Genomic DNA, 14,621 nt, shown 5'->3' with positions numbered 1-14,621 from the left:
CACGTTTCAGTCCTAGCTCAAACCCCATGTTGGACCGACCGTTAAAGATTGCCTATCTCTGCGATATCACACCGCTTGACCCGAACCTCTATTCGGGTGGCAATGCGCGCATGTACCAAGCCTTGCAAGAACATGCAGGTGAAGTGACGATCCTCAGCAATTCGTGGCATTTGGCGGAACCTTTGCGCAGGCTCATGCATGCGCTTCCAGAAGCGCTAAATCTGCGCATGCGTTGGCGGCTTCACTTATTGTTGGGGCGCATCATCGCCCGCGGCGTACGACGTGAACTAAAACGCGGCGATTATGACGTGTTGTTCTGTGCCTATTCGATCCAATCGCTCGCTGGGTTGGGTGCTGTCGATGATTTAGTGATCGGGTTCACGACAGATGCCACGCCGACAACTTACAAACGTTCTGTCGTCGGCCAGAGCTTTGGCTCCTTCCTATCTGCTTCACGCTATCTGGATCCTTGGATTGCGCGCCAAGAGCAACGCGTCTTATCAAGTACGGAGCTTTTGCTTTTGCCGACCGAATGGTTGCGCGACGGGATAGCAGAGACGTTTGAAGGGCTCGAAGGGCGGATGCACATCATCCCGTGGGGCGCCAATATTGATGCAATTGAGAAGCCAAAAGTATCAAACGCGCTTAGAGTGGATAGACCCATCGAACTGATTTTCGTCGGTCGTGACTGGCATGCCAAGGGCGGGCCATTGGCCTTGGGTGTTTTGAACACTTTGCTCGAACGGGGTCGTAACGCTCGGTTGACGATCCTTGGTTGCAAGCCTGAAGGAATGACGTCGAATGAAACGCTCAACATTGTCGGACCGCTGGATAAATCCGATCCTGCAGAGTTAGCAAAATTCGCGCAGTGCTTCCAAAACGCGCATTTTCTGATCAACCCTTCCTTTGAAAGCTACGGCTTTGCCTACTGTGAAGCGGCGGCTTACGGGTTGCCGGCACTGTCCTTGCGTGTTGGGGGTGTCCCGGTACGCGAGGGCATAAATGGGCATGCATTGCCGGTCACGTCTGAAGCGACGGACTTTTCAGATGTGATCGACATATATGTTGAAGACCCAAAAAAGCACGAAGCCCTGCGGATTTCATCGCGCAAAGAGTATGAAGAGCGCTTGAACTGGGATGCTTGGGGGAAGGCAGTTGCCAACCAATTGCGCCGCGCAGTGGATGCGCCGCGCTAATTTCTTAGTAGCCTGTGGCCGCAAATACGACACCGACCGTTTTGTATAGAACGCGCAGATCGGTTTTGAACGACATCGCGCTGAAGTACGACGCATCAAACGTCGCACGCTCGGCAAAACTGCTTTCGTTGCGAGAGGACGTTTGCCAGAAACCCGTGATACCCGGGCGCATGGCATAGTATGCAACACCTGGATAGAGCGCGCGTTGATCTGTCATCATGGGACGTGGTCCCACAAGCGCCATTTCTCCACGCAGTACATTCAAAAGCTGAGGCAACTCATCGATCGAGGCTTTGCGAATGAAACCTCCAACCCGCGTGATGCGAGGATCATGCTTGAGCTTTTGAGTGCGATCCCACTCGCGTCGCGCTGCTGGATCCTGAGAAAGATACTCTTCCAAGACTGCATCGGCGTTCGGCACCATGCTGCGCAGTTTCCACATGCCAAACGTGCGACCGTTTTTACCTATGCGCTTTTGTACGTAAAAAGGTTTGTGTCCGTCGGTCATAACAATCAGCGCGAAGATGCTGACAATAATTGCTGCTGGAACAACCATGATGAGCGTTACGATAAAGTCAAACAGCGGCTTGAGGAAAGAACCATATATGGAACGGACCTGTAGCGTCGTTGTCGTCGCTCGCGGAAGCCCGCCTATGATGTTGGCGTACATAGCAAGACGCCTGTCGTGTGAAGCCATGTGCTAGACCCCTCTTAACACATTAGGGCGGCAACAATGCCGCATAACCCAAAACTTCGATGTTCAATTGATCAAAAGGCCAATGGCCACTCACAAGCTCAGTTGGATGCTCTCCCAACTTCACAGACACCGATTCACAGACCAAGACGCATCTAATATTGACAGCGATGCGCTTGGGTCAAAACAGTTAAAAAATGTTTCAACATTGTCTTAATTGCACATTGGTCACTTGCAGGTCAATGTTTTGCCACATTCGGTGGAGCGGTTCTGCGGGCTCGTTTGTGTAAAAATAAGTTTTTAGGCGAAAATTTTGCGCCTTTGATCGTGTATCTGGAAATAAATACGCCTTAAGGTTGATTGAATTGACTTGCGCTGGTTTTGGTAAGTACTCCAATGTTGAATGTAGTTACGGAAACAACAGAGCTAAAAGCGCCCATTGTTTCCAAAACAAGCCACAATGCGAACGATATGAAAAGAAAATTGACCTTCTGTATTACAATGGAACGCCAAATCTGTGGCACAGCGGTCTTTTTTGATTGATTACGAATGAGTGAAAGACTGTTTACCTTTCGTAAGGTTAGGCCCTTGCACTTTTGATGCAGCAACTCAGCCGTGCGCTGGTTTTGCTGCAAAATTGGGCAAAAACTTCGCAGTTTTTCATCGGTTCTAAACAAGAAATGCGAATCGGAACTGCCTTATTGGGCCCAGACTGGGGTCTGGTATCAGCCCGATTCTTGATGGCGACACCTACATTCGACGTAACACTGGGCGAGAGGGCTTGCTCATCGGTTTGGCCCGAGTACAGGTGTTTCGGCCACTTACTTTTGGTTCTCATTTGAAAAACTAATGTTATTTTCTTTGCCTCCAATACGCATCGTGGTTCTGGCGCAAATCTTCATAGTTTTCGATGCGTTGTTTGGCGTCGTCCCCCGCTGTTTGGACCAAAACTGCTAGCAGGTTTTCTATGACTGCAATAGCTCCCGCATAGCAGCCGAAATGATGAGTCGAGACTGCTGAAACAATGAGATTTTCATCAGGCGTAAAATCCGGTGAAATGATTTCACTGTCTGACAGGATGATGAGTTTTACGCCTCGCTTCTTCGCGAACTTGCAGGCCTCAATGGTTTCCTTAGAGAAAGGCGTGAAGGAGATCGCGATGAGCACATCGTCTTCGTTAGCTTCGTTCAATTCATCGATTGCACTGCCCATAAGGCGGGGGATTAGTTGTAATGATGGCAAGGCCATGCGCGCAACGTAATGGTAGTAATAGGCGAGACCATAGCTGGCGCGGGCTGCCGTGACGTAGGTGTTTTGTGCTCCGAGAAGCAGTGCAACCACGCGCTCCATTTGATCCGCTGTCTGCCGTTCTAAGGAGCGCTGGACGACACCAATTGAATTGGTCGCAGCGTCGGCTTGAACGCGACCCAACTCACCTGCTGTTTGCAGGTTCTCAATCCAATCCGGTATCGCTGTGACCTGACTGGTTGAAATCAACGCATGACGAAAGGGTTCGCGAAGGTCTTCGAAGCTTTCGAATCCCATCTGACCCGCCATCCTTACCAGCGTATAAGTTGAGACGTCTGCCTTGCGCGCGGTTTCTCTGATCGAGTCCAAGCCAAAGTCGGCAGGATGATCGACTATGTACTTTGCAACAGCTTGAAGCCGTGGCGAAAGGGTTGAAAAATCGCTCTTAAGCTTTGATATTGTTTTGGTTTTTAACGTCGGGTCCATGTCGATTTGCCTCAAGTCAAAGAAAATTAAAATAACAATAGTTATTTTATGTGTCGATTGACAGAAATTGTAATTGCAACAAAATGTCCCCGAATTCCAACGAACTTGAAAGACAGCCCTCTTCTTTGAAGGAAGCCAAAATGTCCCATATCTTCCCGCGTCACTGTAAATCCGAATTCCCGAAAGCTGTGGGTGGCGACGGATGCTTTTTGATTGATGAGAACGGCAAACGCTACTTCGATGGGTCTGGCGGCGCGGCGGTTTCGTGTCTGGGGCATTCAAACCAACGCATTATTCAGGCCATCAAGGACCAAGCAGAGACCTTGGCCTATGCGCACACTGGATTCTTTACGAGTGAGCCCGCCGAACAACTGGCCGAACTCTTGGTGTCTCACGCGCCGGGGGACTTGGATCGTGTGTATCTGGTTTCTGGCGGCTCGGAGGCGGTCGAGGCGGCCCTAAAGCTTGCCCGCCAGTTTCACATTGAGAACGGAGAGCCTGACCGCAAACACGTCATCGCCCGCCGTCAAAGCTATCACGGGAACACTTTAGGTGCGCTTGCAGCTGGCGGAAATGCTTGGCGCAGACAGCAATTTGCGCCGCTCTTGATCGATGTCAGCCATATCGCGCCTTGTTACGAGTATGCTGAGCGCTCTGCGAATGAGAGTCCTGAAGAGTATGGCATGCGGGTGGCCAACGAACTTGAGGAAGAAATCCTGCGGCTCGGGGCAGATAACGTCATGGCGTTTTTGGCCGAGCCTGTTGTGGGCGCCACACTAGGTGCAGTGCCGTCAGTTGAGGGCTATTTCAAACGCATCCGTGAAATTTGTGACCAGTATGGTGTGTTGCTAATTTTGGATGAAGTTATGTGCGGCATGGGGCGCACCGGTCATCTCTTTGCCTGTGATGCTGAAGAAATTGCGCCTGATATTCTGTGTATCGCTAAGGGTCTAGGCGCGGGATATCAGCCAATTGGCGCAATGCTTTGCTCATCGAAAATTTATGAGGCCGTCGCAAGCGGCACGGGGTTCTTTCAGCACGGTCATACCTATTTGGGACATCCCATTGCCGCTGCGGTTGGCTGTGCAGTGTTGAACGAGATGCTGGATCATGACCTTATTGCTCAAGTGCAAAAGCGCGGTGCTTTCTTGCAGGACCAACTCATTCAGAAATTCGGCAACCACCGATACATCGGGGATATTCGCGGTCGTGGTTTGTTTCGTGGACTTGAAATTGTTGAAGATAGGGACACGAAAGCGCCCTTTGATCCCGGTCTCGGGCTTGCGGGAAAGTTGAAAAAGGCGGCTTTTGCCGAGGGTTTGGCGTGCTATCCAATGCCTGGCACGCGCGATGGCCACGTGGGGGATCACATCCTGCTTGCCCCTCCTTTCATAGCCACTGAAAGTGAATTGGAGGATGCTGTAGAAAGCTTGGTGCGCGCGGTGGATACTGTCATATGAAAGACGTGAAGCAAGTTTAGAAACGTTGAATTAGACCGTTATTCCAACGCTCGCCTGCATCATGAACTGTGCCCCTAGGGGTCGAGTCGCAGCGCCAATTGCGCGAGCTTTGCCGCCAATACTGCCGCCTTCGATGCGGGGCTGAATCAAACCTCGGGTATCTTGCGTTACGACATAACGGCGGACGCGACTGACGAGATCATCGCGCACGCTGGTCGGAAATGCACCGTCAATCAGGATTGCTTCGAAATCGATAACCGAGCAGGTTGAGAGGGCCGCCTTGGCGAGTTCTTGGGCCGTTTGACCAAGCCAAGGATCCACATATCGCGACAAAGAATGCCAACTATCGGGGTCCGACCAGAGTTGCTGAGGGTCCAAATCGACCTCACGCAGACGCAACTCCAGTTGATGGATCGATGCCATATCGACAAGCTGCATGCTTTCCCCGTTGGGGCCGATGCTGCGCAGTGACCCTAAGGCCCCCGCGTTCCCTTGGCGCCCTTCGAAGACCGAGTTGTTCAAAACAACGCCGCCGCCAATGAAAGCTCCAATGAAGAAGTAGGCGTAGTCACGAAACTCTTTGCCGCGCCCATATGTATGCTCAGCCTGACATGCTGCCGTTGCATCATTCAAAAGCGAAACGGGTAAACCCGTCCTTAATTGTGCTTCTTTTCGCAGATCGATGCCTTCCCAAGGAGCGAAGGCCGCTGAAAGGTCTTTGGTGCGATCGGGCCAGTTCCACATCTCAAACGGGGCCGCGATTCCCAGCCCGCAAATGCGATCTGCATGAGACGGCTCCATTTGATCAGCAATGCTACGCACGCTGTCTTCAAGAAAGTCGAAGATGTCTTCAGGCACCGGAGCCGGATAGGTCAGTTGACGCTCTTCACGCAGGCCGCCGGTCAGGTCGATTAAAACTAAATCGGTAGATCGTCGTCCGATTTTGAGACCAAACGAAAACGCGCCATCAGGTGCTAATTTCATAGGAATTGAAGGCTTTCCGACCTTTCCTCGAACGGGGTCGCCACGCTCAAGAATCCCTTCTCCTTCAAGGCGGCGAAGAATGCTGGAAACTGTCGGCGGGGAAAGTTCCGCAAGCCGTGACAAATCGCTGCCGGGCATCGGGCCGTGGCGCTGAAGTAACGATAACAAAAGCCGTTCGTTGTGATCTCGAACACCTTTCTGGCTCAGTCCGGTGCTGAGAGATCTGATAAGTCCATCTTCCATGACATGTATAATAACACTCATATATAGCAGGTAAATAGATTAATAAGAAAAGTTAACTAACTAATTGACAGCCGCTTGAGAATCACGTCATTTAGAAAGCAAGCGACAGGCAAAGGCCGGTCGTATCGTCGTCGGGGTGGAGGCCCTGACATGTCAATTGTCTGGGAGGACACCATGAAAAAGTTGCTCATCGGCACCGCTCTTGCCGCTATCACATCTGCTGGTTCTGCAATGGCTGACAGCCACGCTGTCTCCGCTTGTTTGATCACAAAAACTGACACCAACCCTTTCTTCGTAAAGATGCGCGAAGGCGCCGAAGCGGCCGCAGCAAAGGCTGGAATTACGCTGCGCTCTTACGCAGGCAAGGTTGATGGTGACCACGAAACACAAGTTGCCGCGATCGAAACATGTATTCTGGATGGTGCATCCGGCATCTTGCTGACCGCATCTGACACATCTTCGATTGTTGGTGCCGTCACACAGGCGCGTGATGCGGGTCTTCTTGTTATTGCGCTCGACACGCCGCTTGATCCAATCGATGCAGCGAACGCAACATTTGCGACCGACAACTTCCTCGCAGGTGAACTGATCGGACAATGGGCAGCAGCTCAATTGGGTGATGACGCCGCAAATGCGAAGATTGCGATGCTCGATCTTGCTGTGTCCCAACCAACGGTTGGCGTTCTGCGCGATCAAGGCTTCCTGAAAGGTTTTGGTATCGATCTTGGAGATCCAAACAAATGGGGCGACGAAGATGATGCGCGTATCGTCGGAAACGACGTCACTGCGGGCAACGAAGAAGGCGGTCGCAAAGCGATGGAAAATCTTCTCGCGGTCGATCCGGGCATTAACGTTGTCTATACAATCAACGAACCAGCGGCAGCAGGCGCTTACGAAGCCCTCCGCTCGATCGGTCGTGAAGATGAAGTTCTGATTGTGTCCGTTGATGGCGGCTGCCCTGGTGTTCAGAATATCGCCGACGGTGTGATCGGAGCAACGTCGCAGCAGTACCCACTGCGTATGGCCGCGCTTGGCATCGATGCAATTGCGTCCTTCGCGGCTGATGGAACACTACCAGAAAATACACCTGGCAAAGATTTCTTCGACACAGGCGTTGCTTTGGTGACGGACAAGCCTGCCGACGGCGTTGAGAGCATTTCAGTCGCTGAAGGCACGGAGCTTTGCTGGGGTTAATCTCCTTCCACCCGCATCCTTAATACGATGCAACGCAAAGGGCGGGATTTCTTCCCGCCCTTTGTATAAGCTGGGCGTGACGTCCTAGCGAAACCAACTTCCCTACGAGAGGATCGAACAGTGTCCGGCAAGCCCGACGACTTTGAAGCCGCCATTAAACCACCCGCATCAGACTCAGTGGCATCATTCACTGAACGCAAAGGGCTCCTTGCCAGATTGCAGCATGCGCTTCACGTAAACCCAGCGATTGTGCCACTTTTTGTTCTTTTGGTCTCAATCGTTTTGTTCGGACTATTGTTGGGATCAAAATTCTTCTCACCATTTGCGCTGACCTTGATCTTACAACAGGTGCAGATTGTCGGCATCGTAGCTGCGGCTCAAAGCCTTGTCATTCTGACCGCAGGTATCGATTTGAGCGTTGGCGCCATTGCCGTTCTCTCGAGCGTTATCATGGGGCAATTCACCTTTCGGTATGGTATCCCTGTTGAGATTGCAGTCGCTGCTGGTCTGGCATTCGGGACACTCGTTGGTTCAATCAACGGTTGGCTGATTGCAGTGATGAAGCTGCCGCCTTTCATCGTGACACTTGGAATGTGGCAAATCGTTTTGGCCGCGAACTTCCTCTATTCTGCTAACGAAACCATTCGAAGTCAGGAAATCGAACAAAACGCACCGCTTCTGCAATTTTTGGGCTCGACATTCAAAGTCGGTGCAAATGCAGACGGGCGTGGCGGCGCGACATTTACCTTTGGCGTTATCGCAATGGTCCTGATCTTTGCATTTCTGGCCTATGCGCTCAAACACACCGCTTGGGGGCGTCATATCTATGCCGTGGGTGATGATCCGGATGCCGCGCAACTTTCAGGTGTCAATGTGAAACGCACGTTGATCTCGGTCTATGCTGTCACAGGTTTCATCTGTGCGATTGCTGGCTGGGCACTGATTGGCCGCATTGGCTCTGTCAGCCCGACGTCTGGTCAACTGCTCAACATTGAAAGCATTACAGCCGTTGTGATCGGTGGAATCTCGTTGTTTGGCGGACGAGGCTCTATCATGGGGCCATTGTTCGGCGCTCTTATTGTTGGCGTGTTCACCCTTGGCCTGCGTCTCGCAGGGGCAGACGCGCAATGGACATACCTTCTTATTGGCGCTCTCATCATCGGCGCTGTTGCAGTAGATCAATGGATCAGAAAGGTCTCAGCATGACGGTCATGACGAATATCGAAAAAGGGTCTGTTGAACCTATCCTAAAAGGTCGTGGATTGGTGAAACGCTATGGCAAAGTCACGGCACTCGATCATTGCGACTTTGACCTCTACCCGGGCGAAATTCTTGCCGTGATCGGTGACAATGGCGCAGGTAAATCTTCACTGATCAAAGCCGTTTCAGGCGCGGTCATTCCGGACGAGGGTGATGTCTATCTTGAAGGGCGCAAGGTCAATTTCACCTCTCCGACTGATGCCCGTAAAGAAGGGATCGAGACCGTCTACCAAACGCTTGCTATGTCGCCAGCCCTGTCCATTGCGGACAATATGTTTATGGGGCGCGAAATCCGCAAACCCGGGTTTCGAGGCAAATGGCTCCGTCAGTTGGATCGCCCCAAGATGGAACAGATCGCCCGGGACAAACTTTCTGAACTTGGATTGATGACAATTCAAAACATCAACCAAGCGGTTGAAACCCTTTCGGGTGGTCAACGTCAGGGCGTCGCGGTTGCACGCGCTGCGGCTTTCGGATCCAAAGTCATTATTTTGGATGAGCCAACAGCGGCTCTTGGCGTTAAAGAGTCTCGCAGAGTTCTAGAGCTGATCCTCGATGTCCGCTCGCGCGGCATCCCGATCATTTTGATCAGTCACAACATGCCTCATGTCTTCGAGGTCGCTGACCGCATCCATGTCCACCGGCTCGGCAAACGGCTCTGTGTTATTGATCCAAAGGACTACACAATGTCAGATGCAGTGGCATTCATGACAGGCGCAAAAGACGCCCCGCCGCAAGACTAAGCGGTGATGTTCGCCTTGGATGATTCCGAATATCGTAAAAGCCGAAAATTTGTTTCTATCGCCCTACGCTAGGCAAGAGTTTGCCGCTTATTTTCAGGCGGCAAACTCTTCAAATTAAAATTGTAGAGCCGCGATCATGTCCCAATCAGAAGCGGTTACAATTGAACAATAAAAGCTCTTTACTCAAATGAAAGTCTCGAACTTCAGGCCCAACGCGTTGTTCACTTAAACCGCAATCGATGGTCAAAAGATCGGCAGTATCGAGCATTTACGTGCAGATCAGCGCGAGGATAGGTATCTAAGAGAAGCATGGTGCCGGGAGAGAGAATTGAACTCTCGACCTCGTCATTACCAATGACGCGCTACTACCACTGAGCTACCCCGGCATCTAGGCGGCTGATTAGACCCAAATTCGCCTTCACGCAAGCGCAATCTGGACGCTTTCAAAGACCTGCGTTAGAGAAGGGTATGGTACAGAGAAACGACCCCAAGAAGCAGAGCAAAAAAACGACCGAACGAGAAGATCGGTTGAAGGCAGCATTGAAAGCGAACTTAGGGCGACGTAAAGCGCAAGCAAAAGTGCGTACGAGCGTAGAGCAAGAACAAAAGCCGAAGGGCGATATTTAAGAGTAGGTCAGGCACATGGATTCAATTCTCGTTAGAGGCAACGGCGCACTGAATGGGCAAATCCCCATTGCGGGCGCGAAAAATACAGTTCTGAAGCTTATGTGCGCGGCACTGCTGACGGAAGAACCTTTGACGCTGACCAACGTTCCGCGTCTCGCTGATATCAAAACCTTGAGCGATGTTCTTGAATCGATCGGTTGCGAGATTGCGCAATTGGCAAATGGCCGTGTGCTTGCCCTGAACGCGACAAAGCTGACGTCGAACAAAGCAGAATATGATCTCGTGCGCAAACTGCGCGCGTCCTTTAACGTGCTTGGCCCGATGCTGGCGCGCTCTGGTGAGGCGATTGTCTCTATGCCGGGCGGCTGCGCGATTGGTGCGCGCGCGGTTGATATGCACCTTGATGCGCTTGAGCGACTTGGTGCGACGATTGAATTGAAAGACGGTTATGTTCACGCGACTGCGCCGAACGGGTTGAAAGGTGCTGAGATTCCACTGCGCTTTGCCTCTGTCGGCGCGACCGAAAACGCGATGACAGCCGCGACGCTTGCCAAAGGCACGACCGTTATCAAGAACGCCGCGCGCGAGCCTGACACCAAAGCGCTGGCTGATTGCCTCATCGCGATGGGTGCGCAGATCGAAGGTGCAGGCACGGATACGATCACCATCCAAGGCGTTGATGCTTTGCATGGCGCGACCCAAGCTGTGATCCCTGATCGCATTGAGCTTGGCACATTTATGATTGCGCCGATGATTGCGGGTGGTTCTGTAGAATTGCTCGGTGGCCGTATGGATCTGATCCCAGCCTTTGCAGAAAAGATGCAGGAAGCGGGCGCAATCATTGAGGAAACCAAGCTTGGCATTCGCGTTACGAAACCGGACGGTCCGATCAAGCCTGTCAACGTCACGACAGAGCCATTCCCAGGCTTTCCAACCGACCTTCAGGCGCAATTCATGGCGATGATGTGCTTTGCTGATGGGGTCAGTGTTCTGGAGGAAACGATCTTCGAGAACCGCTTTATGCACGCGCCAGAACTCTTGCGCATGGGCGCCAATGTCGAGGTTCAGGGCGGCACAGCAACGGTCACAGGCGTTGATAAGATGAACGGTGCCCCAGTGATGGCGACGGACCTACGCGCGTCTGTGTCCTTGATCCTAGCGGGTCTGCGCGCCGAAGGAGAGACGCAAGTGAACCGCGTCTATCATTTGGACCGCGGATATGAGCAGATTGAAAAGAAGCTCAGCGCAGTTGGAGCCAACATCGAACGGGTTAAAGGTTCATGAGCGAAGACGCACGTTTTGAAGATGGGGCAGAAGCCCCGCTAAACATCGGCGCAGTAGATGCAGATGACTTGCAGGTCGTCTCATCTCTGGTGCAGGATGCCGTGTTTCCCGCCCAAGAGATGCGGTTCATCGCGAAAGAAGGACGCTTTGCGATCCTCTTGAACCGGTTTCGCTGGGAAGACGGGAACAAGCGCACGCCAGAACGTGTGCAATCTGTTCTACACATTTCTGACGTGCGCGCGGTGTCGAGCCAAGGCATCGATCGCAGCGAAAAGGACATGATCTTGTCGCTTCTGAGCATGGAATTTGAGGTCTCTGACGCACCATCGGGCCACCTAATCTTGACCCTCGCGGGCGACGGCGCAATCCGTTTGGAGGTCGAAGCGCTGGACGTATCGCTTAAAGACGTGACGCGCCCCTATGTTGCGCCGTCTAAGAAAGCGCCAAGCCACGACTGATTTCCGCGACGGAAACTTTCGCGCGCTTCGTATCACCCGCACAACAAAATTTTAGACAGGGTGATTAACGATGCAACGAATTGTAACTCCAATGGTATTTCTCTCACTCCTCCTCTCCGGGGCGATTTTCGGATTTTTCTATGCTTGGGTTTGCTCCACGATGTGGGGCCTTGATGCTATGGACCCTAACGCTGCAATCGCAGCCATGAATGCGATGAACATCTCCGTGCGCAATGGTGTCTTCTTCCCCGCATTTTTTGGAACGCCCATCGTACTTCTGATCACGGCGATCTTGGCTTATCTAGCCAAATCGCGCGCGACCGCGATTTTCCTAGGGAGCGGCGCAGTGATCTACTTCCTTGGCGCGTTTTTGCTGACCGCTAGCGTCAATGTCCCGATGAACATCGCACTGGAGGCATTTGTCGAACCACTGCCAACAGCTGAGGCCCTGGAAATCTGGAGCGCTTATTCCGCGCGTTGGCAATTCTGGAATATCACACGCACGATTGTGGCTGGTATTACTTTGTTGCTCGTTGGGCTTGGCCTCTATGCGCTGCCGCGCCGCGCCTAAGCGCCCTTGAGGCTACCTCGCTCTGGCGTTAAGTCTTGCGCCAGATATGAGGAACGGATGATGCCGCAATTTCTAAGCACAACAGACGCCGATTTTGAGAGCCGCTTCACCGCGCTCCTAAATGCGAAACGCGAAGATAGCCCTGATGTGGATGCTATCGTCGCTGATATTATAGCGGATGTGCGCGCGCGCGGTGATCATGCGGTGCTCGATCTTACACATAAGTTCGACCGTATGGAACTTACCGCTGATACGCTCGCATTTTCGCAAGAAGAGATTGAAGCAGAGTGCGCGAAAGTCCCAGACGATGAACGTGCTGCGCTTGAACTCGCGGCTGCGCGCATTCGGGCCTATCACGAAAAGCAGATGCCGGAAGATGCCAAATGGACGGACGATGCGGGCGCAACGCTGGGTTGGCGATGGACGGCAGTATCTGCTGCGGGCCTATATGTGCCGGGCGGTTTGGCCTCCTATCCCTCGTCCGTTCTGATGAACGCCATCCCCGCGAAGGTCGCGGGGGTTGAGCGTTTGGCCATTACAGTGCCAACGCCAGATGGCATTGCGAACCCAGCAGTTTTGCTGGCAGCACGCATTGCGGGCGTTGACGAGATCTACCGCATCGGCGGCGCGCAAGCGATTGCCGCGCTTGCCTATGGCACTGATACAATCAAACCTGTCGATAAAATCACAGGGCCCGGCAACGCCTTTGTCGCGGCTGCCAAGCGCCGTGTTTTTGGTAAGGTCGGCATCGATATGATCGCTGGCCCGTCTGAAATTCTGGTGATCGCCGACAAAGACAATGATCCCGATTGGATCGCCCTCGATCTGCTCAGCCAAGCGGAACATGACGAAAGCGCGCAATCGTTGCTGATCACAGATGATGCTGATTTTGGCCGCGCTGTTGCGGCCGCCGTTGAAAAGCGCCTCGAAACGTTAGAACGCCGCGAAATCGCAGGCATCAGCTGGCGCGACTTTGGCGCGATCATTACGGTGACCGATCTGGAACAAGCGGCGGAATTATCCAACCGCATCGCACCTGAGCACCTCGAACTTTGCGTCGCGGATCCCGATGCCCTCAGCGAAAAATGTGTGCACGCGGGTGCGATCTTCCTTGGGCAATGGACGCCCGAGGCAATTGGCGATTACATTGGCGGCCCGAACCACGTATTGCCAACGGCCCGCTCCGCGCGCTTCTCGTCTGGCTTGTCGGTCATGGACTTCATCAAACGTACCACTTTGGCGCAAATGACACCTCAGGCCTTGCGCGCTATCGGCCCTTCTGCTGAAGTGCTCGCAACCTCTGAAAGCCTCGAGGCCCACGGCCTGTCCGTTACGGCCCGCTTGCAAAAATTGAACGAGTGAACTGATGTCACGCCTGATCCATATCGAAATCGATGATGCCAACTTGCCCGCTCCCACACCGGAGATTGAGCAAGAGCGCAAAGTCGCTGTTTTTGATCTTCTGGAGGACAATTCCTTTGTTCTGCCAGAGCGCGATGATCGCGCGACACCAGAAGGCCCCTATGGGCTCACGCTCGCAATTCGCGAAAAGCGTCTGGTGTTTGATATCAAGACGGAAGCCAAAGAACCCGCTGCTGAGTTTCATCTCTCGCTCGGGCCATTTCGCCAAGTCGTCAAAGACTATTTCCAGATTTGCGAAAGCTACTTTTCTGCAGTGAAGAACCTTCCACCCAGCCAGATCGAGACAATCGACATGGCGCGCCGCGGTATTCACATGGAAGGCAGCCGCATTTTGCAAGAACGTTTGGACGGCAAAGCCGAAATCGACATCGATACCGCCCGCCGCCTCTTTACGCTCATCTGCGTTCTGCACTTTGGTGGATAAGATGGCGCAGGACCTCCCACAATCGGTCCTGTTTTGCTGTGATCATAACGCTGTGCGCTCGCCTATGGCTGAGGGCATCATGAAAAAGTTCTACGGTACAGAGACTTATGTCCAGTCTGTCGGCGTGTTTAACGACCTTGAGATTGATGGGTTCTCTATCGCTGTCTGCGCTGAAATGGGTGTTGAGTTGCAACGCCATCGCTCACGTTCGTTCGATGAGATGGAAGAATTCGGCGATGACCTCAGTTCGTTCGATTTGATCGTCGCACTGTCCCCGGCCAGCCAACGCCGCGCTTTGGAGCTTACCCGCGTGTTCCATCTTGAGGT

At 52.8% G+C, this 14,621-nt stretch carries 14 protein-coding genes and 1 tRNA gene; 11 read left to right on the top strand and 4 right to left on the bottom strand.

All coding sequences use genetic code 11. From position 1 onward, the window contains the following. Positions 1-1,196, top strand: a 1,196-nt coding sequence (locus tag ABJQ89_RS09285; protein WP_348495967.1) for a glycosyltransferase family 4 protein, incomplete at its 5' end; no start/stop codon positions are given. 4 nt (positions 1,197-1,200) lie between these two features. Here the strand turns inward: ABJQ89_RS09285 and ABJQ89_RS09280 are convergent. Beyond that, positions 1,201-1,866, bottom strand: a complete 666-nt coding sequence (locus ABJQ89_RS09280; protein ID WP_348495966.1) for a sugar transferase — start codon at positions 1,864-1,866, stop codon at positions 1,201-1,203. Positions 1,867-2,742: 876 nt separating this feature from the next. After that, the gene (locus tag ABJQ89_RS09275) at positions 2,743-3,624 is read right to left on the bottom strand and encodes a MurR/RpiR family transcriptional regulator (RefSeq protein WP_348495965.1); all 882 of its coding nucleotides are present in this window, start codon (positions 3,622-3,624) and stop codon (positions 2,743-2,745) included. Positions 3,625-3,764: 140 nt separating this feature from the next. Here ABJQ89_RS09275 and ABJQ89_RS09270 point away from each other — a divergent pair, with 140 nt between their 5' ends. Beyond that, entirely contained in the window at positions 3,765-5,084 is a 1,320-nt protein-coding gene (locus ABJQ89_RS09270) for an aspartate aminotransferase family protein (protein WP_348495964.1), read from the top strand. 30 nt (positions 5,085-5,114) lie between these two features. Here the strand turns inward: ABJQ89_RS09270 and ABJQ89_RS09265 are convergent, their stop codons facing one another. Continuing rightward, positions 5,115-6,311 carry an ROK family transcriptional regulator gene (locus tag ABJQ89_RS09265; RefSeq protein ID WP_348495968.1) on the bottom strand — a complete coding sequence of 399 codons (1,197 nt, stop codon included), beginning with the start codon at positions 6,309-6,311 and terminating at the stop codon, positions 5,115-5,117. A gap of 174 nt (positions 6,312-6,485) precedes the next feature. Between ABJQ89_RS09265 and ABJQ89_RS09260 the strand changes: the two genes are divergently transcribed. The 3 genes from ABJQ89_RS09260 (at position 6,486) to ABJQ89_RS09250 (ending at position 9,508) form a co-directional block, all read left to right on the top strand. After that, positions 6,486-7,505, top strand: a complete 1,020-nt coding sequence (locus tag ABJQ89_RS09260; RefSeq protein WP_348495963.1) for a sugar ABC transporter substrate-binding protein — start codon at positions 6,486-6,488, stop codon at positions 7,503-7,505. Positions 7,506-7,625: 120 nt separating this feature from the next. Further along, positions 7,626-8,711: an ABC transporter permease gene (locus ABJQ89_RS09255; protein ID WP_348495962.1), complete on the top strand. Its 1,086-nt coding sequence runs from the start codon at positions 7,626-7,628 to the stop codon at positions 8,709-8,711. Further along, the gene (locus tag ABJQ89_RS09250; protein WP_348495961.1) at positions 8,687-9,508 is read left to right on the top strand and encodes an ATP-binding cassette domain-containing protein; all 822 of its coding nucleotides are present in this window, start codon (positions 8,687-8,689) and stop codon (positions 9,506-9,508) included. Before ABJQ89_RS09255 ends, ABJQ89_RS09250 begins: the two co-directional genes overlap by 25 nt. Positions 9,509-9,818: 310 nt before the next feature. Here the strand turns inward: ABJQ89_RS09250 and ABJQ89_RS09245 are convergent. After that, positions 9,819-9,894 (bottom strand) — tRNA-Thr (locus ABJQ89_RS09245). A 256-nt stretch (positions 9,895-10,150) separates the two neighbouring features. On the opposite strand from ABJQ89_RS09245, the gene murA reads away from it, so the two are divergent. The 6 genes from murA to ABJQ89_RS09215 form a co-directional block, all read left to right on the top strand. After that, positions 10,151-11,419 carry a UDP-N-acetylglucosamine 1-carboxyvinyltransferase gene (gene murA / locus ABJQ89_RS09240; RefSeq protein WP_348495960.1) on the top strand — a complete coding sequence of 423 codons (1,269 nt, stop codon included), beginning with the start codon at positions 10,151-10,153 and terminating at the stop codon, positions 11,417-11,419. Beyond that, positions 11,416-11,877, top strand: a complete 462-nt coding sequence (locus ABJQ89_RS09235) for a DUF2948 family protein (RefSeq protein ID WP_348495959.1) — start codon at positions 11,416-11,418, stop codon at positions 11,875-11,877. Before murA ends, ABJQ89_RS09235 begins: the two co-directional genes overlap by 4 nt. 70 nt (positions 11,878-11,947) lie before the next feature. Beyond that, on the top strand, positions 11,948-12,448 hold the full coding sequence (locus ABJQ89_RS09230; protein WP_348495958.1) for an anthrone oxygenase family protein: 501 nt from the start codon (positions 11,948-11,950) through the stop codon (positions 12,446-12,448). Positions 12,449-12,508: 60 nt separating this feature from the next. Next, a complete protein-coding gene (gene hisD, locus ABJQ89_RS09225) occupies positions 12,509-13,810 on the top strand; it encodes a histidinol dehydrogenase (protein WP_348495957.1) in 1,302 nt (433 codons plus the stop codon). Positions 13,811-13,814: 4 nt separating this feature from the next. After that, the gene (locus tag ABJQ89_RS09220) at positions 13,815-14,294 is read left to right on the top strand and encodes a UPF0262 family protein (protein ID WP_348495956.1); all 480 of its coding nucleotides are present in this window, start codon (positions 13,815-13,817) and stop codon (positions 14,292-14,294) included. Position 14,295: 1 nt separating this feature from the next. Then, positions 14,296-14,621: low molecular weight phosphatase family protein (locus tag ABJQ89_RS09215; protein ID WP_348495955.1), on the top strand; the 326-nt coding region annotated here is incomplete at its 3' end.

Source organism: Planktotalea sp. (assembly GCF_039984035.1).
GTDB lineage: Bacteria > Pseudomonadota > Alphaproteobacteria > Rhodobacterales > Rhodobacteraceae > Planktotalea.
Note: the sequence above shows the minus strand (reverse complement) of the source record. Positions and strands in the feature narration are given on the sequence as shown.

Bases quoted from the DNA above. Each gene is read 5' to 3' on its own strand.
- ABJQ89_RS09280 (WP_348495966.1), bottom strand. From the start codon at position 1,866: ATGTACGCCAACATCATAGGCGGGCTTCCGCGAGCGACGACAACGACG.
- ABJQ89_RS09275 (WP_348495965.1), bottom strand. From the start codon at position 3,624: ATGGACCCGACGTTAAAAACCAAAACAATATCAAAGCTTAAGAGCGAT.
- ABJQ89_RS09270 (WP_348495964.1), top strand. From the start codon at position 3,765: ATGTCCCATATCTTCCCGCGTCACTGTAAATCCGAATTCCCGAAAGCT.
- ABJQ89_RS09265 (WP_348495968.1), bottom strand. From the start codon at position 6,311: ATGGAAGATGGACTTATCAGATCTCTCAGCACCGGACTGAGCCAGAAA.
- ABJQ89_RS09260 (WP_348495963.1), top strand. From the start codon at position 6,486: ATGAAAAAGTTGCTCATCGGCACCGCTCTTGCCGCTATCACATCTGCT.
- ABJQ89_RS09250 (WP_348495961.1), top strand. From the start codon at position 8,687: ATGGATCAGAAAGGTCTCAGCATGACGGTCATGACGAATATCGAAAAA.
- murA (WP_348495960.1), top strand. From the start codon at position 10,151: ATGGATTCAATTCTCGTTAGAGGCAACGGCGCACTGAATGGGCAAATC.
- ABJQ89_RS09235 (WP_348495959.1), top strand. From the start codon at position 11,416: ATGAGCGAAGACGCACGTTTTGAAGATGGGGCAGAAGCCCCGCTAAAC.
- ABJQ89_RS09230 (WP_348495958.1), top strand. From the start codon at position 11,948: ATGCAACGAATTGTAACTCCAATGGTATTTCTCTCACTCCTCCTCTCC.
- hisD (WP_348495957.1), top strand. From the start codon at position 12,509: ATGCCGCAATTTCTAAGCACAACAGACGCCGATTTTGAGAGCCGCTTC.
- ABJQ89_RS09220 (WP_348495956.1), top strand. From the start codon at position 13,815: ATGTCACGCCTGATCCATATCGAAATCGATGATGCCAACTTGCCCGCT.